The sequence below is a fragment of the [Scytonema hofmanni] UTEX 2349 genome (genome assembly GCF_000582685.1).
GTDB lineage: Bacteria > Cyanobacteriota > Cyanobacteriia > Cyanobacteriales > Nostocaceae > Hassallia > Hassallia hofmanni.
In genome coordinates, this window is the sequence record NZ_KK073769.1 from 281,271 (window position 1) to 301,815 (window position 20,545).

Consider the following 20,545-nt stretch of genomic DNA (forward strand, 5'->3'; position numbering starts at 1 on the left):
TGATATAACTCTTCAACTCACCTCCCGACAAGCGCGATATAAATCCTTCCACCCATCCCTTTCTTTCACCACCGTTTCCAAATACTCGCGCCAAATTACTTTATCCTGCACTGGGTCTTTAATCACCGCTCCAATCAATCCAGAAGCAATATCTGCTGCTTGTAAATTTCCATCGCCAAAATGCGCTGATAGTGCCATACCATTATTAACAACAGAAATAACTTCCGCTGTACTCAAAGTGCTGCTAGGCGATTTAATCTTGGTTTTACCATCTTCAGTAACACCACTACGCAATTCCCTAAATATAGTGACGATGCGGCGAATTTCTTCTAATGCTGGGGGTTCGGCTGGCAATTCTAAAGCTTTTCCCAGACTTTCCACCCGTCGCTGCACAATTTCCACTTCTTCATCTACAGTTTTTGGTAAAGGCAAAACTACCGTATTAAAACGGCGTTTCAAAGCGCTAGAAAGCTCATTTACGCCCTTATCGCGGTCATTTGCAGTCGCAATCACACTAAATCCCTTCCGCGCTTGCACCTCAGAATTAAGTTCCGGCACAGGCAGTGTTTTCTCGGAAAGCACAGTAATTAATGTATCCTGCACATCTGCGGGAATGCGCGTCAACTCCTCCACACGGGCAATTTTACCATCTTCCATTGCCCGCATCAACGGACTTTGAACCAACGCTGCCATCGAAGGACCATCAGCCAACAACTTCGCATAATTCCAACCGTAGCGAATCGCTTCCTCACTCGTTCCAGCCGTACCCTGAATTAACAGCGTAGAATCACCAGAAATGGCTGCTGCCAAATGTTCAGAAACCCAAGATTTTGCCGTTCCCGGTACCCCAAGCAACAACAACGCTCTATCCGTCGTCAAAGTAGCCGTCGCAACCTCAATTATCCGCCGATCGCCAATATACTTCGGCGAAACCTCAAACCCATTATCCAACCTCCCGCCCAAAATATACGTTACCACCCCCCAAGGCGACAACCTCCAATTCGGCGGACGTTGTTTATTATCCACCTTCCCCAACTCCTCCAACTCAAGAGCAAACTCCTCCTCCGCATGTTCCCTTAAAACACTCGTCTCTTTCCTTACCTCCATTTCCTTCTCTGTGCCCTCTGTGCCTCTGCGGTTCGTTTTTTTCCTTTCACTCATCACTCACCTCTTAACTCCCAATACTTTTGCTGTTAACGTAACAGACGCGATAAATCGCCGTCTCTACAAAGAACTTATTATTGTAAAGACGGCGATTTATCGCCTCTTTGTGATTTATGATTTTCATTCAACTTACCTTATCCGAACCCTATTGTCCTAACTCCTGTATCATTTCAAACCTAAACAACAACCTAGCCAAAAAATCATTCACAAAATCTTGCCAAAACGAACCCTCCTCCACAACAGCCAACAACTCACCAGCAGCTTCCATTACAGAAGGTTCCATATAAAGAGCGAAACTTTGAAAGAGCGATCGCATTCCCCATTGGCACTGCTTATCAGCTTCAATATATTTTCGTATACTTAATAACACAAGCTGACTAACTTTTTCACTCCAAGGCATTTGATAATGCTTCAACAATATATACGCCGGATGACTCACCGAAAGCAATTTACTTTGATTCTGTAACAATATCTGCAAAATCAAAACATCCGCCCTATTCTGCCCTAAAAGCTTCAACAACCCAACAACCAACTCCTCACCATTGCCCAAATAACTGTGATAAAACTTACTTGCATTTGGTAGTAAAACTTCCGCAAACACTGAATCTTGACTTTTCAAAGCTGCTGTTGCCCAAGCTTCCAATAGCATCTTTTCCCACTCATTACCATCCACAACTTGCAATAATTGCTGCGGCGTTCTGCCCCAATTGTCACACCAAAAATTAGGCGGTACGCAACAAAGCATTTGCAACAATAAACTAGCTTTCTCCCCCAATACAGAGCTATAGCGAGATTGATCGATCCCGTCGCGAATCATTTGGCGATCGCCCTTGGCGGCGGCTTCTGCATCGCACACAGAAGGCAAAGTCACTTGCACAGAGTTATGGTTAAATATAATCAAGGGGTGAACTCGCTCGATCATCCGCTGACACAATCTCGATTTCGGCAGCAATGAAAGCAACTTCGCGGCAACATCTCGGACATGCTTGCGTTTGTCATCTAATGCAGCTTCTAAAAACGGCTCATCCTTCATGCTTAAATTGATTTCTAAAGCTGCTAATAAACTCGCTCTCTCTTCCCCACTTTCTTTTTTCCAAGCTTTTTGTAGTTGTTCTCGTGCAATATCTGCATCTTGTTCGCGGAGTCTTTGCAGTAGCGATCGCCTTACTTCTTTACTACCAGTTTGCCAAGTTTTATCAGTAATTTCACTGTTGACATAATTCCAGTCTGGGTTATGTTTTGCTAGCCAATATCCCCGCTTGCCCAAAACTGGTAAAATGAAAGCTCGTAAATTACTTTGCTTTTGCCCTAAGGTCAACAGGTGAGGCAAGTATTGTGAAGGAACTCTTCTTTTCGCGGCAGCTGCGACTGTTAACCATTCTGGCAGAAGTTGGGCATTCTTATTTAATATCAAACCTAGATGTTGCCGAGAAACAAGACTGCAATCAAGTAATTCTTCTTCACTTCTGTTTTGTTTTGGTGGCTGCTCGAAAGATATTTTACCAGCACGTTGATAAAGAGCAAAAGCACCAGCCGCACTCAGTAAACTTCCTTCCTTATCACTGTTATCCAAACAACTTAAAATTTCACCCAATTTATTATCAGATGATATCGCTTTTAACGCTTGCCGTTCAGTTCCAATTAACGCTATTTTTACAACCTCTTGCCATAACTGCTTCATAATTTTTAAAGTGTAAAAAACACATTTTCTGCATATACACTCAGAGGTAAAAAGCGATCGCCATTCCATTCCCCAAATATTCCAACCGCATGACCACCGCTGAGTGCTAATAATTGCCATGTTTGTTGAGAACTTAAGCCACTTGTAGATAGCATATATCCATCGGCATCACGCACACCACAAAAGTTCCCATCATCATTAAACACAGGCATTACAGCTTGTAGCGCTACAGGAAACTGCTCGATCCAAGGATTGCGTGCCAAGGCTTTAGCGTAAGCTTGCATCATGTGTTGTATACTACTAAAACCTGGCATTTTCTCCACCGATTGTGCTGCGTCATGATGAATTTTAACTAGCGATCGCAACGGATAAGCACTCTCGAAAAATACTAACTCTGCATCTATACTAGTTCCTGGAATCAAGCTATTATCTAATGGTTGACTGCCATAAGCAAAGTTAAGAATTAGGGCAGGTTGTTGACTTTGTTCGCCCCATAACCAATTAAACTGCGATCGCAACTTGTCTTCTTCAGTGACACGTTGACCTAAAATTAACCAGCGATCGCGCATACCTGAAGAAGTTAATAATTCTTCGCTTTGCTGCGTCCAGCCAATTTGGGTACGGATGTCTGCTTGCATTTCGGCTGGGAAAGTTTCCAAACGTTTGAAACCGGAAATTAACAAATAAACACGTCCCAACTGTGTCAACAGCCTTTCTTCCCAGCCGATACCAGAATGTGGTATACTTCCAATTTCCCGCAGCATCCGAGCAACCCCCGGCGCTTGAGCATCAACAAGCCGCGCTCCTGCGGTATCCCAAAAGCTGTAAGGTTGTCCTTGGGCTACAGCTAATCCCTGACGTACCAAATCTCGCAACCAAAGTTCTAAATCCTGCATTCCCGCAGTGACTTTGTTGTAGCGCATCTGAGCACGCTTTGCTTGGGCAACTGTATCAACTACTTTCTTTGTAGATTCAGTTTTATTGTCTGATTTATATTTGGGTGTATCAAGGCTCGTTTCTTGTGGCAAAGTTTTTTCTGTAAAAGCATCTTTTTCATCGGCAAAAAGCAAAAATAAACCGATTGCGTGTTTACATGGGGTTTTTTGACTGGGACAGTTACATTTAAAAGCAAGTTCTCTAAGATTAATCTGTGTTTGGTAAGGATTGCTACCGCTACCTTGACATTCACCCCAAATAGCTTGTTGGTTGTAACCCAACGATAACCATTTAGAACGCACCGCTAAAGCTTGAGCATTTTTAGCGGAACTAGTATCCGTTGCTAGCGCTAGAATTTGTTCCTGAGTCCAGATTGGAGACATGAGTATTGTTGCTGAGTGCGCTATGATAACTGCGTAAAGTCAAAAGTCCAAAGTCCCTTGACCCTTGACCATTCCCCATTCCCCATTAAACCTTTTTTTCGTTATCGTCGATGAATTCTCTTGGTTCATAATAACGGCAACCTTCACAAGGTCCTGAGGGATTAACAGCACAGCGTACATAGCCAGATTTAGCATTATATCGACAACTGATGTCACCGATGAGATAGCCGACTCCTTCGAGATAATAGCGATCGCTTGAACCAAGTCGAGAATTTTGCCCTAGTTGCCTTCTGGGAAAACTCATAGCAGCTTGTCTCATTTGCATTTCTCTCCGCAGATGGCTTTTACGGATCATCCACAAAGAGAACAGTGAGGGTAACAAACCAACGGCAATAATCAAGAAAGCGTTCACCTTGTCTTTAGTTGTTTGTGGGTTATGTGAGTTAAATCGTAAAACACTTGCAACAATCCAGAGTCATAGGTTTTAACATCTTTCAACGAGAGTGTTGTTTCTATGCGATCGCGCACAATCAGAGGAATACCATCCCCTAAAATAATTGGGTGAATTGAGAGAATCAATTCATCCAGTAAATCGTATTTTAGGAAATAATGAATTATTTGCGCTCCCCCAACTAACCAGATATCACCACCGCTTGATTGACGCAACCTGTTGATGAAGCTTTTCAAATCACCACCCACAAATTCTACATTGTTATCTTTTTCGCCTTGCAGAATTTGTGAGAAAACAAAACCTTTTTTACCTTTGTACGGGTATTCTCCAAAACCCAAGATTTGCTGATACGTCTTATTACCCATGAGTACCGTGTCAATTTCGGCAAAAAACTCAGCGTAACCGTAGTCAGAATCGGTGAATAGCCAATCTACCTCTCCTGATGTTCGCGCGATATAGCTGTCAAGACTAGAAGCAATAAACAATCGTATTTTTCGCATACAGAAGTGTTGCAAACTTCTAAAAGCCTGTTTGTTAAATCATAAGGTGCTAACGCGTAGTGTAACGCACCATATTTTCGTTTGCAGTGCGTGACACTCCAACTAAGACTAAAATCTTTAAGTTTCTTTAAAAAAATTATTTAAATTCAATATTCACTCATTATTTAATAATTTTTCCGCCATCTTTCCAGCTTATCGATAGAAATTGATTTAGTTACGACATTAACATCATTTCCTCGCCAATCAATTTCTGAATCTGTCGTAAAAACACCACATTCTAATTGTGTTAATTCAATATTCCAATATTGACTAAATCTATTTTTTAAAGTTAGAACTTGTTCAAATACTTTATTTCTGTGTTTATTTCTTCTTTTTCTTTCGGTTGCCCCTGTCGCTTCTGTATCAATAAATTTAGTTTCGATTAAAAATAAATTTCCACTATATGTTAAATAAACAAAATCACATTTTCCTAAATCTGTATAATCAGAAATTGGAGACTTTTCAAATAGAAGTAATTCTGAACATAAAGGAAATAAGTCTTTAATATTCAAAAATAAATAAGCTTGTAATAGAAGTTCTTTGTCGTAAGGAAATACAATAACTCCCTGAAAAAATCTTTTAATATCTTCCTGAGTTTGAGGCTGAATTTGTTTACAATAATAAACAAATTTATTTAGCTCATTTGCGGTCATCAAAATTTTTTTGCTCCTTCCCCTGATTCCCGCTATATAGCCACGGCATTAAAAAATACCATTTTTACAGGGTAATTATCATCAGCAAAAGTAACTAAAAAAACTAATTTCTACTAGAGAGACTACGGCAAACTACTGATGAAGGAGCCAATAAAGAGGGGGAAAGGAGAAAGGAAAAAAGGCAAAGGGAATAAAAACAAGTTTTGTGAATTTCAATTGCCCAATGCCCAATGCCCAATGCCCTCAAGTACCAGTAAGCTGTTTTAGCTCAGTTGGAAATCCAGCGTTGTTGAGAGCCTGAAAAGCACTTATAGAATCCTGTACCCAAAATTGTCTGCCAAGAAGAACAGCTTGACGGGAATTTAGGGCTTGTACAATACCTATGACTGGGACTTTTGCTTTTTCTCTGTCTCCTGAGTGTTCTTTCAAAATTGTTCTGACACGATTAAGTTCTTGAATATCTGCTGTTTGTTGAGAACTTAATTCCAGCATCACCAGTTGTACTGTTTCTACTTGTTCCGCATCTTCAACAATAAATTGACGTTTATCGTCTTTTAACTCTATTTTACCCCAAATAATCAAGCGCGAATCAACTTGAAGTAGTGAACTTATCCGCTGATAAGATTTAGGAAAGACTACCGCTTCCGATGGTGCAGTTAAATCTTCTATTTGCAAAATCGCCATCGGTTCGTTGCCTTTTTTTGTCATTACCTTTTTGACACCGTTTAGCATGACAACCACACAAAACATCATTCCTTCTTTTTGTTGCCCAAACTGCGTCAAGTTGATCGGAGCCAGGTAACGCGCTGTTTGCTGTATAGATTTCAGCGGATGATCGGATACATAAAAACCTAAAAGTTCCTTTTCTTTGCGTAACTTTTCCGGTTGGGGTAAATCAGGAACAGGATTTGCTTTCGGAGCAGTTTCAAAAGCTTTGCTTGCTTTATTATTAGCTGTATTATTGTTAGAAAGTCCACTATTAAAATCAAAGAGATTTCCTTGACCGCTAGCTCTATCTCTAGCGCGGGATTGTGCCCAATCATATACTAATTCTAGGTCTTTGATTAACTGGTGGCGGTTAGATTCTATTTTATCAAAAGCTCCGCAGTAAATTAGCGACTCTAGAGCGCGACGGTTAACAGCACGCAGATCGACGCGATCGCAAAAATCAGCTAGAGATTTAAACGATCCTCCTTCGTTCCTCGCTTCCAATATACAGGCGATCGCATTCTGTCCCACATTACGCACTGCACTAAATCCAAACAAAATATTTTTTGCAAGCGGCGTAAAATCCACTTGACTAACGTTAATATCTGGTGGATCTATCTCAATATCCAAACTCGGACAGCTAGCAATATACTTTTGCACCTTGTCTGTGTCACCACTGTTAGCCGTTAACAGTGCCGCCATATACTCTAATTTATAATTAGCTTTTAAATATGCAGTTTGATAAGTTACATAAGCATATGCGGTTGAGTGAGATTTATTAAAGCAATTAGAAGCGATTAAACCATTTTTCATGACAAAATTATGGTCGGAACTTACGCCAATGTCATAGACATTTTGTGTTCCTAGAGATTTACGTGTAATAATTTTAACCATACAACTGGGGATTGGGGACTGGGGACTGGGGACTAGGGAAGAAGAGATTTTTTACCTAACTCCTAACTTCTATTAAAGGATGCAATTTGAATACGATTGACTTACTATTCTATAAATTAATTCAACGTTCTCTGTTTTCTATTTTCCCAGTCCCCAGTCCCCAGTCCCTAGTCCCTAGTCCCTAGTCCCCAGTACCCAGTACCAATAATTGTCAAACTGTACTAAAATCTAAGATTTGAGTCACAAAGGAAGCAATGCATGGCATCGATCCGCGAGTTGCACACACAGCTAATTAAAAAAGAACGCTCCGCCGTTGAAATTACCCAAGAAGCTTTAGACCGAATTCAAGCGTTAGAACCAAAATTGCACAGTTTCTTATGCGTGACCGCAGAACGGGCGCTAGTGCAAGCACGGGAAGTGGATGCCAAAATTGCCGCCGGACAGGAAATAGGGATGCTGGCGGGGATTCCCATAGGCATTAAAGACAATATGTGTACTAAAGGTATTCCCACTACTTGCGCCTCCCGAATTCTAGAAAATTTTGTGCCGCCATATGAATCAACTGTGACGCAAAAACTAGCCGATGCAGATGCGGTGATGGTGGGCAAAACCAATTTAGATGAATTTGCAATGGGTGGTTCTACAGAAACCTCCGCTTATCATATCACCGCTAATCCTTGGGATTTGTCGCGGGTTCCTGGCGGTTCTTCTGGAGGTTCAGCAGCGGCAGTAGCAGCGGAAGAATGTGTAGTTTCTATCGGTTCTGATACTGGTGGTTCGATTCGTCAACCTGCATCTTTTTGCGGTGTTGTTGGGATGAAACCAACTTACGGACTCGTTTCGCGTTACGGTTTAGTAGCTTTCGCTTCGTCTTTGGATCAAATTGGACCATTTGGACGCAGCGTTGAAGATACAGCAATATTATTACAGGCGATCGCAGGTCACGATCCCAAAGATTCCACCAGTCTGAAAGTTGAAATCCCCAACTACGCTGCCAGCTTAAAACCAGACCTCAAACTCAAAGATAAGCTGAGAATCGGTATCATTAAAGAAACTTTTGGCGAAGGCTTAGATTCACAAGTTGAAGAAGCTGTGAATAAAGCGATCGAGCAACTAAAACATTTAGGAGCCGAAATTGATGTAGTTTCCTGTCCTCGTTTCCGCTACGGCTTACCTAGCTACTACATCATCGCCCCATGTGAAGCCTCAGCAAACCTAGCTCGTTACGATGGCGTTAAATACGGCTTACGCGCTCCAGATGCCGACAATCTCCTGTCAATGTACACTCGTACTCGTGCCACTGGTTTTGGTGCTGAAGTCAAACGCCGAATTATGATTGGCACTTATGCCCTTTCTGCTGGCTATTATGATGCTTTTTATCTAAAAGCGCAAAAAGTCCGCACCCTGATTAAAGAAGACTTTGAAAAAGCTTTTCAGCAATTTGATGTGTTAGTGTGTCCCACTGCTCCCAGTACAGCTTTTAAAGCCGCCGAAAAAACTACCGATCCCTTGAGCATGTACTTAGTTGACTTGATGACCATTCCCGTAAATCTTGCTGGTTTACCAGGTTTAAGCGTGCCATGTGGTTTCGATAACAATGGTTTACCAATTGGATTACAGCTAATTAGCAATGTGCTACGAGAAGACCAACTATTTCAAGTAGCTTATGCTTACGAGCAATCAACTAGTTGGCATTTAAATAAGCCACAATTAAGTTAGTTATTCGTCATTGGTCATTGGTCATCGGTCATGGCTTTTAACTTTTGACTATTGACTATTGACTATTGACTATTAACTTCTGGGGTAAAAGTAACTTCCTTGATAGTGCCAACATTTCCTAAAATTTTGGGTTCCTTTTTATTGGCAGTTACTAATACAGCACCGGCATTGCCAGAGCGTATAGTTAACTGTTTTTTTGCTGTCCAGGTTTTTCGCTCTCCCTTTTCTAAATTTCCCTCAAATGTAGTCTTACCATCCTCTTTTACTTGTAACCATGATTTGTCTTGAAGTTCTAAAGTTACTTCAACTGTTGAATTTGTGTCAGCATTTGGAGATACTGTCTGAGTTTGCGTAGATGCGGCTGTCGATGAAGGTAATGTTGTTGGTTTGGCTACTTTCAGGATGGGTGCTGTTTTTTGTTTGGCTACAATTGAGGAATTTTGTTTCTGACTAACTCCTTGAATTGGACGACGCGGATTGAGTATATAAAACAATCCAAAAGAAGCAGCTGCTAATAAAAGGATATAAGGTACTGCTAGAGGTATATATAGATTTGGTTTTTTTTCTACATTGCTACTATCATTTTCCGAGTCAAAAAGGAAAAAATTAATCGCAAAAGAGCGAGCTAAAGAAGTACCATCTAACCCCAAAATATCTCCATAGCGACGAATAAAACCTTGCACATAAATAGGCTCCGGCAAATCTTCAAATCGCCCTTCTTCTAAAGCTTCTAAAAAAGGTTGTCGAATCAAAGTTTTAGCAGCTATTTCTTCTACACGTATGGATTTTTCTTGTCGAACTTGTCCTAAATATGCACCTATTTCCTTGAGTTGCTCTTGTTGAGGCTCATTGAAAAGTGTCACAGCCTTCTCCTGATATCCACTCATTATTCTTCTTAAACAGATAAACTACTTAAGCAAATCTATACAAGCTTACTTATTTGGTAAACTTATGAAAAATACTTGCCAACATAATAAAATCATAATTTTAACATATTAATCCATCCATTTAGACAATGACTATTGTATTTATAAATACCTTTCAGAATATAAAATAGCGTACATGAGAAGAAAAAAACGGAAACTTCTAATACAAGTGTTATTCAAATTACTATTTTGGCTGGGAGTAGTTGCGGCGATCGCCTACTGTACTATTTGTTTATATCTTTATTTTCAGCAACCTCGGTTCATTTTCTTTCCTTCTTCTGTTATCGAAAAGACACCAGAATCTTTTGGGCTTCCTTATGAGGAAGTTTGGCTACCCGTACCAGCCACATTTGGTAAAGTGGAACATATCCACGGTTGGTGGATAAAAGCAAACGAACTCAACCCCAAGGTGATGTTGTATTTGCACGGTAACGGGATCAATATTGGTGCCAATGTAGCTCATGCTAAACGGTTTCATCAACTAGGGTTTTCGGTCTTGTTGATTGATTATCGGGGATATGGTCGCAGTCAAGGCAGTTTTCCCAACGAAATGTGGGTTTATCAAGATGCAGCTACAGCTTGGAATTACCTCGTGCAGCAGCGACAGATTCCGCAAAAAGAAATTTATATCTATGGACATTCTCTAGGAGGAGCAATAGCCATCGATTTGGCAGTTAAACAACCAGACGCTGCCGGTTTAATTGTGGAAAGCTCTTTTACCTCGATTCAGGAGTTAGTAACTGCAAGGAACATGTTTTCTATGTTTCCCGTCAATTTAATTCTGACACAGCGCTTTGAATCGATTAAAAAAGTACCACGCTTGAAAATGCCAGTTTTATTCATTCACGGCACAGCCGATTCAACTATACCCGCTAAGATGAGTCAAAATCTGTATGCTGCTGCACCAACACCAAAAAAACTTATTTTGGTTCCCGGTGCAGAACATAATAACACGGCAGATGTTGCCGGGTTGCAATATTTGCAATGGGTACAGTCTTTTGTCGAAAAAGTGCAAGCTCTTAAATAATACTTAAATTGAAGTAATAAGAATCACTAGATTTTTCATAGATACTTTCGTACTTAGATGCAACATTTAGTCTGGGGCATCTGCTATTTTTCACGACTGGCTCAATACTGAGAGAAAACTCTTGTCTTGAAGGCGTAAGGCTTTAAAAGACTAAATAAGTCATGAGCATAGCAAAAAAATTTTCAGTTTCGTTGATGACGGGAGAAAATTGATACTTAACCATCCGGATTGGGTATCAAAGCATCGAAGAAATTACACATGTAAAACTACTTTTTGAGCGATTGGCAGAGGCTTAAAATATGACTAACACACCTGTATATTTATTAACAATTGCTGGAAATTCTTCTATTGAAATTTCTCAAGATGAATTGCGATCGCTTCTAGGTCAAATAGAAACGAAATTGCACCGCAGTAAAGTTTATCGCAATGCTTTGGCTACGTTACAAAATTTGCTAGGTCCTTCATCTGAACAAGCTAAGGTGTTATTTAAAGCGATCAGTAGAGAAGCGATCGCTTTATCATTTCAGCAATTTGCAACACAGGAATCTAAAGTTACAGATAATCAACAGATAAATACTGCTGATGTTTCACCATCTACTGAAATAGAAAATGGCGACTTATCGCAGTGCTTAAGTACTGTTAAATTAAACACAAATAATCCACAGACAAATGAAGAAAATTTGCGATCGCAAAGCGTGCCGTTCGCGGAGCGTCTCATTCGCGGAGCGTCTCCGACAGGAGAAGAGAAGGTATTGCATAATCAAGTAGCCGATAATTCTGTAAAAGCCAAAGAAGATAAAGCGATACCTTCTGGTGCGGCACGCTTCTCCCAGAGAGACTCCGCCAAAAAACCAACGCATTCGCTCAAACGCACTAGAAAGCCTTCCAAAGCAGAATTAGCCAAGCAACTTGCGGCTGAACAACGCATAGAAACTCTCCGCCAAATCGGTCAACAATTACAAAAAGCGCGATTTGCTCAAGGTCTTTCTCTTGTACAACTTAACGCTTACACTCACGTCCCCATCCATCATATGGAAGCGATCGAGAATGGCAACCTTGAGTTATTGCCAGAAGATGTCTACCTGCGTGGCTTTATCCGCGTGATGGGAAATGCTTTAGGGTTAAATGGCACAACTTTAATTGCGGCTTTACCTGTACCTGAGATCCCCAAAGCAATTTTACCCATAAGTTCTAGACTGAAAAATGGTTCCCCAGGATTGGGATTAGATGTACGTCCGGTGCATTTGTATGTCGGCTATACAGCTTTGGTTGCAGGAGCAGTCGGAGGATTATCTTTCATGTCTCAGCAAGCAAATACTGACAGAGCGCTGATTCCAGATGAGGTTACACCTTCAGCAGCTTCTCAATCATCGCAACGAAGGGAACCAACTACTACACCCGGACTTAGGTCTAGTAGTTCTGGTGTCAGTGTCGGATCTGATATTGCTCCCCCAGAAGCACTTTAAAAGTTGTAGAGACGCGAAATTTCGCGTCTTTACATAAATACAGACGTTCCACCGGAACGTCTCTACATAAATACAGACGTTCCACCGGAACGTCTCTACTCTTCTGCTAGGATGCTGTAAATTTCGCGTTTGACTCGGTTGAGAGTTTCGCGTACTCTGGTCACTTTATCGGCATTGTTGCTGCGAGCTACTTGCATTACTGCTGCACCGACATCAGCGATCGCTTCTTTTAATTCAATTAGCTGTTGGGGTCTGTTTCCTCTGTCCATCCTTGGCGTGCGATCGCCACGTTCGCTCAGTAATTCTCTCCCAGTGTCAGTAATGGTATATACTTTTCTCCCTTCTATTTGTTCAAAGGTGAGATAACCCCCTTCTTCAAGTAGTTGCAGAGTAGGGTAAACTGAGCCTGGACTTGGTTTCCAGAAGCCACCGTAACGCGCTTCTAATTCTTTAATCAACTCATATCCATGTCGGGGTTCCTCTGCAAGTAACTCCAACAAAATGTATTTAATGTCACCACGAGGAGTCCGATGCTCATCTCCCCAATCTCGCCTTTTACCGCGACCGTGGTGATGATGCCGTCCTTTTGGTGGCATATCGTTGTATCCAGACTCAAAAAAGTGCCGGTGTCTATGAAGTCCTAAAAACATACTTGTTTCTCTCAATGTGCTTGTAATTCCATTGTAGACATATCACGATATATCGTTAATAAAAGTTAGCACGATTATTTGTAGTGCTACTATTTAGTAAGAAAATTTTTGCTTACCAAATAGTCATACTATGCGTGTTGAAAAGATATCCATTTCTTTGCCACAGTCCCTGGTAAAGTTTATTGAGAATTATCAGGTTGCTAAAGGATGCAAATCTCGCTCTCAAGTGATTGAGGAAGCGGTGGAATTATTGCGGAGTCGAGAACTTGAGGCAGCTTACCGAGACGCTTCTAGAGAAGTTGATGCAGATTGGGATGTGACGGTTGCGGATGGGTTAACAGATGAAACGTGGTGAAATTTATTATGCCAACCTTAGCCCTGCGATCGGCTCTGAAATGGATAAGCATTGTCCAGTGCTGGTGGTAAGCAATAATGCGAATAATCATGCTGCTAGTACGGTGACGATTTTACCACTCACATCTAATGTCAGCCGTGTCTATCCCTTCGAGGTTTTGCTCAATTCAGAGGATAGTGGTTTACCCAAGCCTTCTAAGGTCCAAGCGCAACAGGTGCGAACAATTTCTAAACAACGGATTGTTGGAGAAGTAGCGGGTATTTTAAGCGAGGAGTTGATGCAATTAATTGATGCTGCTTTGAAGCTACATTTAGGGCTGGATTGAATAAAAGATAATTAGGAATGAGAATAACGTGGAACTATCACCTAAAGCAATCCGGTTTATTATTGAGGCTTTGGATTATCGAATCAATGCATACCGAGAACGTCTCAAGCTAGAAAACCTAGATGAGGATGAAATCTCTGATATCACTAATGATTTTATGTTTTTAGAAGCGTTGCATGAGGAAATGGCGAAAACAATAGTAAAGTCAGCGTAACTTAAATGAAGAATTAACTAAAGCTAACAAGCTGTTGAGGAATCATAGCTTGGTGAAAGAAGGCGATCGCTTTAAAGATTAAATTAACTTTTAAATAAAGAATTTAAGAGTTAATAAACTTGCTATTTCTCAAATTAAAAACTGTATAACATAGCTATAGTAGAAAATATACATCACGGTTACAAAGGTTGACATCGCCATAGATATAACATTAGTGTTCTGTTCGTATATGATAAAACACTATAAATATTTATCGTGTTACAGGGTTGACATTGCCACAAGTCTAATGACCGTGTTCTCGCTTGTATTTCCGTTTTAATTTTCAATGCTTATTTAGCATTGAAACAATAATTTTAGGTATTAGAAAAATGGCTGATTTTAGTGCAGGTGAGTTTCTCAGACTGTTTGGTAGTAAATTATTCAATGTTCTAGGCGGAAATCGTGAACTATATTGTTTAAGTTGTAAAAATCATACAGTTCACCATTCACTTTCCTATGGTGAAATCGCTCAATATGACGATGAAAACAAGTCAGAGATATTGAAATCAATCGGAGCAATTTCTGGAAGAATTGACGATTACAATCCAAAACGTCCATTAATGCAAGGTAATCCATATTACTGTTCTGTTTGTAGAAGAATAAAATATCAGGGAGGTCTCATATCTGATATCTTAAATAAAGAAAATAAAAAATGGAATACCTAAAAACAAACCAAAAAAATTACCGCGACAGGAAAATTAACTTTCCTCGCCAACCTGAAAAATCTGTTGTACCGTTAGACTTAAATCTGGGAAAGTAGGGGACTTGATGCGGTCATCATTTCTAAATTGACTAACCTGATACTCACCTTCCACTAAATAATAAATTGAAATAGTTGGTTGTTTGGGATTACCGATAAACCGCTTACCACCCAAGCCTAAATAATCCACAATCCAGTATTCTGGGATACCTATCTCTTCATAATCTCTCGCTTTATCAAGGTAATCATCACGCCAATTAGTTGAGACAACCTCTATAACTAGGGGAATGGAATCGGATAAAGTAACTGTTGATTGTTTTTTCCAAAGCGGTTCTGATACTAATAGTGGTCGATTTAGGATTAGCACATCAGGTGAGTAAGCGGTTTCTTTACTAAATGCTTTAACTAGAGCTGTTTTGGGTATAAAGTAAGGAAGATTAAGACGACTATATTCTAGAGATAATTTTGTCACTAAAAATCCAATAATTTCCTCATGATCGCCTGTTGGTTGTGTCATCTCACAAATTATCCCATTATGTAATTCATAGCGTCCGCCATCTGGTTTCCAATCTACAAATTCTGCAAAATTTACAAGTTTTGGTATGGCTTGAGTCATAGTATTTATTCTCCTCTCCAGTGATTACTAATCACGGGGTTGACCTAATTACATGCTAAGTCAAAACCAAGTTATCGCGATGCACGACGGTTTCCACACCGGGATAACCCAAAATGCTGGAAATTTCTCGCGAATGACATCCACGAATCTTTTGCAGTTCGTGGCTGCTGTAGTTCACCAGTCCTCTAGCGATTTCGTTACCGCTGCTGTCGCACAATTGCACGGCTGCTTGAGTGTCAAATTGACCTTCTACGATTTTTATACCAGCGGCTAATAACGATTTCCCACCTTGAGAAATTGCCGCGATCGCACCTTCATCTAAATACAATTTCCCAGCAGGCACAAGCCCATAAGCTATCCAGCGTTTGCGGGCACTCGTTGGTTCTGGTTGCGGTGTGAAGTGAGTCCCAATTAATTCGCCTTGTAATATTTTTTCTATATTTCGGGGATATTTTCCCTGAGTAATTACGGTGCGAACACCGGCACTAGTCGCAATTCGGGCTGCGGAAATTTTTGTCACCATCCCACCAGTACCCCATCGTGAACCTTGAGTACCTGTCTGCACTTGTAATTTATTTAATTCTTCAATGCTATCAACCAAGGCGATCGCTTGAGCATCCGGTACAGAACGGGGATCGGCAGTATAAAGCCGATCTACATCAGTTAGCAAAAATAACCAATCTGCTTTAACTAAACTGGCAACTAGAGCCGATAAAGTGTCATTATCGCCAAATTTCAATTCTTCCACAGCTACGGTATCATTCTCATTCACCACCGGAATTACCCCTAATTCCAGTAATTCCTTGAAGGTGTTGAGAATATTTAGATAACGGCTGCGCTCTACCAAATCGCTGCGAGTAAGCAAAACTTGAGCAATTGGCTGTTGCAAAGTAGTAAATAAATCATCGTAGACGCGGATTAATCTACCTTGTCCAACTGCGGCTACAGCTTGTTTGAGAGCGATCGCTTTTGGGCGTTCTGTTAAACCCAACCGCGCACAACCCACCCCCACAGCACCAGAGGAAACCAAAATTACGCGATGTCCTTCACGACGCAACTGTGAAAGCGTTTCCGCCACGCTAGCAATGGTGGAAAGCGCCAGTAGTCCGGTTTCTGGTTGCGTGAGACTGGAAGTTCCAATTTTTACGACAATTGTTAAAGGCATCTTGAGATTTTAGATTTTAGATTTTGGATTGGATATTGCTCCCATCCTTTAGATGAATCGTAGAGACGTTCCGCCGGAACGTCTCTACAATACGTCAAATTTATCGGCGTTGATTGTCAAATCATCCCGCCAATGTGCAACGCCTTGGATTGAATCCAAAATCCAAAATTGTAAAGCGCCAATCCTTCTATAAATGAAGGTTGACGCTTTACAAATATATTGATTTTGTATGGACTAGGATCTATATTTGGCTGATCCCATGTTATTGATACTTATGATCCCCGATTTTTGTAGCGATCCCTGATTTCTTTATTATTTCTTTAGATTTACTTTCCTGACCATCATCAACCTTTGTCACGCTTTGTAACTCTTTGTTTCTTGGGAGTAATAGAGGCTCCTAAGATTTCCGATACTAAAACTTCAAAGTTGCGTATGGGATGCGATCGCAAGACCGCACCTGGATGAACAATTGGTTCAACTAAGATGGTGAACATGCCTAAGCGATTACCAGCTAACACATCTGTAAACAAGCGATCGCCTACCATTGCCACTTGCTGCACTGGCAGATCCATCTCTCTAAGTGCAGCTCTAATTTTGCGTCGCGAGGGTTTGGCAGCGCCCAGATAGTAAGGTAAATTCAGAGAACGAGCAATTCCACCGATGCGGGCTTCACTCAAGTTATTGCTTACCAACCACAGTGATGTAAAAGGGCGAATTTGCGCTACCCATTCTTGCAGTTCTTTTGAAGCTGTTCCAACTCTCACAGGAACCAAAGTTTCATCTACATCCAACACCAGCCCCTTGAGTTGATATCTTTGGATAATGTCTGGTGTGAGGTTCAACACAGAACCTTCTAAAATCAAATCAGGCTGTAAGAGTTTGTTCCAGGTCATAATCAAGGGTTAAAGGTTAAAGGTCAAGGGTCAAAGGTCAAAGGTCAAAGGTCAACGGTTAAAGGATAATCCAGTCTTGACTCTTGACTCTTGACTCTTGACTTATATCATTCGGACTCCTGGATTCTGACTCCTGGATTCTGACTTTTGAATTTTTTTATTCAACTTCATTAAACAAATGTTCTTCTAGCAGTGGTTGGACTTTGCGAAACTCTTCTGGAGAGAGTAATTCAGGTGTACCGGTTGCCGAGATCCGTGCAAAAAACAGCAGTGGGTCGAGGGGGGTGTAAATTGCGTACTCCTGGTCTTCATAGTAGAAGCTAGCTAGAAGTTGTAATTGCTCTGGCTCTAAATCTTCGTCTTCATCTTCAATTTCTAAAGTAAAGAGTTCTGACTCTTCGACTGGGGGTAACTCACCCGCTACCGTCAGAGCGTAAGCAGTATTTTTGAGTTGCAAATTTTGCTCAGATAGTACAGCTTGAGCTGTAGCAAAAATTTCGTCAATGGTCGGATCATCTTCTACGAGAATGGCTTCTTCTTCCTCGCCGTCACCTTGCCAAGCAAAAATTTCCACAGGTGAGTCAACAGGAAGAAGTAAAACATACTCTTGCTCATCTACAGAGAGCGAATGCTCAACATAACATTCGAGCGATCGCTCTTTGTCATCCGTCAAAGTGATCGAACCAGCATGAGCGTTGTCATTTTCTTCAGGAAATGGTGAGGAAAACATAGCCGAGGTGTGGAGCTTTATAATTCCCAGCCACTGTACAAATCGCTTAACTATCAAATAGCTTTCGCAGTATATCAAGTGCTGGCTAACAGACTTCAGAATATCACGTTCAAAGTATCAATAGTCCCATAAAATATAGGCAAATATCACCCAATCTTATATTTATAAGGTTTAACCCTTAATGCCTGAACGAAAACGGCTCATCGGATGAGGAATAAATCCATATATCTTAACTGAACTACAAATCCATACTGAGGAATACTAACAAATTTTTGATTGTTGATTTTCCCAATATTCATACTGTCCTTCAATCTTTGATTCCAGCCGAGAATTAACTTACCAATTTGGTTAATCACTAACTGCTTAATAATTGCCGAACTAGTTGTGTGGAGAGAGTAATCCACTTTCCAATTACGTTTATGCCAGAGTTGATTGATTCGAGTCGAGCAATTGATTGCTACGCCTAACATCCAACCATTGTTGCAAAATCAAACATGCAGCAATGCGATCGATCAAGCCTTTATTGCGGGATGGAGAGCGGTTTTCAGCTATTAACATTTGCTCTGCCTGATATGAAGTTAATCGTTCATCTACATATTCCACAGGCAATTTCAGAGCCTTAGCCAGCCTTTTGGCAAACTTTTGTATTTGTCGCGCCTGAAACCCCAAAGAACCATCCATAGAGTAAGGTAAACCGACTACCAGGACATTTACTTCGCGCTCATTTACCAGTTGTCGTATTTGCTCTATATCTTGTTGCAAATATTTGCGTTCTATGGTATTTACGCCACTAGCAATTAAACCAGTGCGATCGCATCCTGCCACACCAATACGCTTACTACCAACATCTAAACCTAAAGCAGAGATTGGGACATGGGGAGAGGGGGACAAGGGAGAGGGGGGAGACAAGGGGGAGGGGGAAGACAAGGGGGATGAAGAAAAATTACCCCCTTGTCCCCCTTGTCCCCCTTGTCCTCCTTGTCCCTTTTCTAAATCCCAAAAGTCACTCCGGCTTTGCATCTGTTGATTCCGTCTTTAAGGGTGGTTCTACATTACAGTTGTTGGATGAAAAAGAAATCGATTCACCAGAAGGATTTATTTTTACTTTTCTCTCTGGCAATTGCGGCTTTCTGGTTTGCTCCCATGACATCCCACCCGGTATAGGTTTGCGTGCGGGTTGCAACCCTTGGAGTACTTCCGGCAGTTGAATTCCTTCTAGAGAGACAAATTTAGACTCGCGAACTTTATGCCATACTGAGCGCGACATAATTAAAGTGTGTTCTCGACGACTTGCACCAATTTGCTCTAAATACTCTTCTCCTTCTGGTTGATAGTCGGCGGAAACCAACTGCAACGGTTGTTTGGGGACATCCTGAGCGATGCGAGCCAGCTGAGACAGCAACTCTGGATAAAGCCAAGTATATGCTGGGTGAACAGTCAGCGTGGCTACATGTGGTTGTTGACCTTTACGATCTAGTGAAAGTTGAAAATAACCGATCGCTGCTTTGCGTTGAGGTTCAAATAGATAGCCCGTGACTACTTCTGTTTTACTTACCCATTGCTTCACTGCGTCAATTAAAGTGGCAAATAAACTGGTTTTAAAATCTTGAGTTTGGCGATCAAATACTTGTCGCACCAAAGGCGGCATTGAAGCCGTATCTAATTGATATAGTAATTGGGCATCGGCATTGCTCACCGGCAATAAATTTGGCAAATCTGGTTCTGAAGATGCCAATTCTTCCAGCAACTCTGGTGCAATTTCCCAGTAAGTCATTTCTGCTAGACGCTGAAATCCATTTTGCCGATAAAGTGCTAGGGCTTCTTTATCATTAATATTAACTTCCAGTATCCAAGTCCGAGCCTCTAAAATGGACTCAAAGCAATGACGCAGAAGTTGTGAGCCAATTCCTTGCTTATCGGCAGTGCGATCGAGCATCACTCGTTCCACACGCCAAGTACTGCGTGTGCGGTTAAAGGGCGACACTTGAATCATCCCTAAAAGTGTCCGCCCTTGTTCTGCTATGTAAGCACAAAGGCGATATTTCAGCGGGTTGGGAAACAAACTCAAAAATTTGAGAAAGCCATACCAGCGTCGCAACCATTGCATTTGGTTTATGGCAAAATTAGCTTCCCTAGTAGTGTGTTCCGCGAATGACTCTTGAGATAGACGTTCTATTCCGTCCAAGTCCCGGTGTTGTACTGGTCGGATAACTACGCTAAGATTTCGAGGAATTAATGAAGTCATTTTAATTCGAGCCGCCATTCAGCCTTAACTAACTGCTTTTAGTGAGGCAGTTGGCGGCGAAGCGAT

The 20,545-nt window shown here is 41.1% G+C and carries 23 protein-coding genes; 7 read left to right on the forward strand and 16 right to left on the reverse strand.

Features of this window, described 5'->3' with window-relative positions:
* Positions 1 to 12: 12 nt before the first annotated feature.
* From TOL9009_RS0131085 to TOL9009_RS0131115, 7 genes are all read right to left on the reverse strand, one after another.
* Positions 13 to 1,161, reverse strand: a complete 1,149-nt coding sequence (locus TOL9009_RS0131085; protein WP_084763413.1) for an ATP-binding protein — start codon at positions 1,159 to 1,161, stop codon at positions 13 to 15.
* 148 nt (positions 1,162 to 1,309) lie between these two features.
* Positions 1,310 to 2,845, reverse strand: a complete 1,536-nt coding sequence (locus tag TOL9009_RS0131090) for a DUF5691 domain-containing protein (RefSeq protein ID WP_029637321.1) — start codon at positions 2,843 to 2,845, stop codon at positions 1,310 to 1,312.
* A 5-nt stretch (positions 2,846 to 2,850) separates the two neighbouring features.
* Positions 2,851 to 4,164, reverse strand: coding sequence for an SWIM zinc finger family protein (locus tag TOL9009_RS0131095; RefSeq protein WP_029637322.1), 1,314 nt, complete (start codon positions 4,162 to 4,164; stop codon positions 2,851 to 2,853).
* 85 nt (positions 4,165 to 4,249) lie between these two features.
* The gene (locus TOL9009_RS0131100; protein ID WP_260675999.1) at positions 4,250 to 4,576 is read right to left on the reverse strand and encodes a DUF6464 family protein; all 327 of its coding nucleotides are present in this window, start codon (positions 4,574 to 4,576) and stop codon (positions 4,250 to 4,252) included.
* Entirely contained in the window at positions 4,573 to 5,115 is a 543-nt protein-coding gene (locus tag TOL9009_RS0131105; RefSeq protein WP_029637324.1) for a dihydrofolate reductase family protein, read from the reverse strand. Before TOL9009_RS0131105 ends, TOL9009_RS0131100 begins: the two co-directional genes overlap by 4 nt.
* 164 nt (positions 5,116 to 5,279) lie before the next feature.
* Positions 5,280 to 5,807, reverse strand: coding sequence for a hypothetical protein (locus tag TOL9009_RS0131110; protein WP_029637325.1), 528 nt, complete (start codon positions 5,805 to 5,807; stop codon positions 5,280 to 5,282).
* Positions 5,808 to 6,050: 243 nt separating this feature from the next.
* Positions 6,051 to 7,409, reverse strand: coding sequence for a helix-hairpin-helix domain-containing protein (locus TOL9009_RS0131115; protein WP_029637326.1), 1,359 nt, complete (start codon positions 7,407 to 7,409; stop codon positions 6,051 to 6,053).
* A 258-nt stretch (positions 7,410 to 7,667) separates the two neighbouring features.
* Between TOL9009_RS0131115 and gatA the strand changes: the two genes are divergently transcribed.
* Positions 7,668 to 9,128 (forward strand): Asp-tRNA(Asn)/Glu-tRNA(Gln) amidotransferase subunit GatA, encoded by a 1,461-nt coding sequence (gene gatA / locus TOL9009_RS0131120; RefSeq protein WP_029637327.1) that lies wholly within the window; start codon positions 7,668 to 7,670, stop codon positions 9,126 to 9,128.
* Positions 9,129 to 9,190: 62 nt separating this feature from the next.
* Here gatA and TOL9009_RS0131125 read toward each other — a convergent pair whose 3' ends face one another.
* Positions 9,191 to 9,991: a helix-turn-helix domain-containing protein gene (locus TOL9009_RS0131125; RefSeq protein WP_029637328.1), complete on the reverse strand. Its 801-nt coding sequence runs from the start codon at positions 9,989 to 9,991 to the stop codon at positions 9,191 to 9,193.
* A 199-nt stretch (positions 9,992 to 10,190) separates the two neighbouring features.
* Between TOL9009_RS0131125 and TOL9009_RS0131130 the strand changes: the two genes are divergently transcribed.
* Positions 10,191 to 11,081 carry an alpha/beta hydrolase gene (locus TOL9009_RS0131130; protein WP_029637329.1) on the forward strand — a complete coding sequence of 297 codons (891 nt, stop codon included), beginning with the start codon at positions 10,191 to 10,193 and terminating at the stop codon, positions 11,079 to 11,081.
* A gap of 299 nt (positions 11,082 to 11,380) precedes the next feature.
* Positions 11,381 to 12,547 (forward strand): helix-turn-helix domain-containing protein, encoded by a 1,167-nt coding sequence (locus tag TOL9009_RS0131135; protein WP_029637330.1) that lies wholly within the window; start codon positions 11,381 to 11,383, stop codon positions 12,545 to 12,547.
* A 95-nt stretch (positions 12,548 to 12,642) separates the two neighbouring features.
* On the opposite strand, the gene TOL9009_RS0131140 is transcribed toward TOL9009_RS0131135, so the two are convergent.
* The gene (locus TOL9009_RS0131140; protein WP_242055535.1) at positions 12,643 to 13,143 is read right to left on the reverse strand and encodes a PadR family transcriptional regulator; all 501 of its coding nucleotides are present in this window, start codon (positions 13,141 to 13,143) and stop codon (positions 12,643 to 12,645) included.
* Between the two features lie 184 nt (positions 13,144 to 13,327).
* Here TOL9009_RS0131140 and TOL9009_RS0131145 point away from each other — a divergent pair, with 184 nt between their 5' ends.
* The 4 genes from TOL9009_RS0131145 to TOL9009_RS0131160 all read left to right on the forward strand — a co-directional run bounded on the left by TOL9009_RS0131145 (position 13,328) and on the right by TOL9009_RS0131160 (position 14,795).
* Entirely contained in the window at positions 13,328 to 13,552 is a 225-nt protein-coding gene (locus TOL9009_RS0131145; protein ID WP_029637332.1) for a ribbon-helix-helix domain-containing protein, read from the forward strand.
* Entirely contained in the window at positions 13,539 to 13,877 is a 339-nt protein-coding gene (locus TOL9009_RS0131150; protein ID WP_029637333.1) for a type II toxin-antitoxin system PemK/MazF family toxin, read from the forward strand. Before TOL9009_RS0131145 ends, TOL9009_RS0131150 begins: the two co-directional genes overlap by 14 nt.
* Before the next feature lie 28 nt (positions 13,878 to 13,905).
* The gene (locus TOL9009_RS0131155) at positions 13,906 to 14,091 is read left to right on the forward strand and encodes a hypothetical protein (RefSeq protein ID WP_038298114.1); all 186 of its coding nucleotides are present in this window, start codon (positions 13,906 to 13,908) and stop codon (positions 14,089 to 14,091) included.
* Positions 14,092 to 14,459: 368 nt separating this feature from the next.
* Positions 14,460 to 14,795, forward strand: a complete 336-nt coding sequence (locus tag TOL9009_RS0131160; RefSeq protein WP_029637335.1) for a hypothetical protein — start codon at positions 14,460 to 14,462, stop codon at positions 14,793 to 14,795.
* Between the two features lie 33 nt (positions 14,796 to 14,828).
* On the opposite strand, the gene TOL9009_RS0131165 is transcribed toward TOL9009_RS0131160, so the two are convergent.
* The 7 genes from TOL9009_RS0131165 to TOL9009_RS0131195 all read right to left on the reverse strand — a co-directional run bounded on the left by TOL9009_RS0131165 (position 14,829) and on the right by TOL9009_RS0131195 (position 20,497).
* Positions 14,829 to 15,446, reverse strand: a complete 618-nt coding sequence (locus tag TOL9009_RS0131165; RefSeq protein WP_029637336.1) for a Uma2 family endonuclease — start codon at positions 15,444 to 15,446, stop codon at positions 14,829 to 14,831.
* A gap of 55 nt (positions 15,447 to 15,501) precedes the next feature.
* The gene (gene proB / locus TOL9009_RS0131170; RefSeq protein ID WP_029637337.1) at positions 15,502 to 16,611 is read right to left on the reverse strand and encodes a glutamate 5-kinase; all 1,110 of its coding nucleotides are present in this window, start codon (positions 16,609 to 16,611) and stop codon (positions 15,502 to 15,504) included.
* 344 nt (positions 16,612 to 16,955) lie between these two features.
* Positions 16,956 to 17,504, reverse strand: coding sequence for a YqeG family HAD IIIA-type phosphatase (locus TOL9009_RS0131175; RefSeq protein WP_029637338.1), 549 nt, complete (start codon positions 17,502 to 17,504; stop codon positions 16,956 to 16,958).
* Between the two features lie 157 nt (positions 17,505 to 17,661).
* Positions 17,662 to 18,234, reverse strand: a complete 573-nt coding sequence (locus tag TOL9009_RS0131180) for a DUF3727 domain-containing protein (protein ID WP_029637339.1) — start codon at positions 18,232 to 18,234, stop codon at positions 17,662 to 17,664.
* Between the two features lie 200 nt (positions 18,235 to 18,434).
* Positions 18,435 to 18,638, reverse strand: coding sequence for a hypothetical protein (locus tag TOL9009_RS41090; RefSeq protein WP_038298118.1), 204 nt, complete (start codon positions 18,636 to 18,638; stop codon positions 18,435 to 18,437).
* A gap of 13 nt (positions 18,639 to 18,651) precedes the next feature.
* Positions 18,652 to 19,254 carry a Holliday junction resolvase RuvX gene (ruvX, locus tag TOL9009_RS0131190; protein WP_084763415.1) on the reverse strand — a complete coding sequence of 201 codons (603 nt, stop codon included), beginning with the start codon at positions 19,252 to 19,254 and terminating at the stop codon, positions 18,652 to 18,654.
* Complete coding sequence (locus TOL9009_RS0131195) at positions 19,238 to 20,497, reverse strand: GNAT family N-acetyltransferase (RefSeq protein WP_029637341.1); 1,260 nt, start codon at positions 20,495 to 20,497, stop codon at positions 19,238 to 19,240. Before TOL9009_RS0131195 ends, ruvX begins: the two co-directional genes overlap by 17 nt.
* Positions 20,498 to 20,545 lie beyond the last annotated feature (48 nt).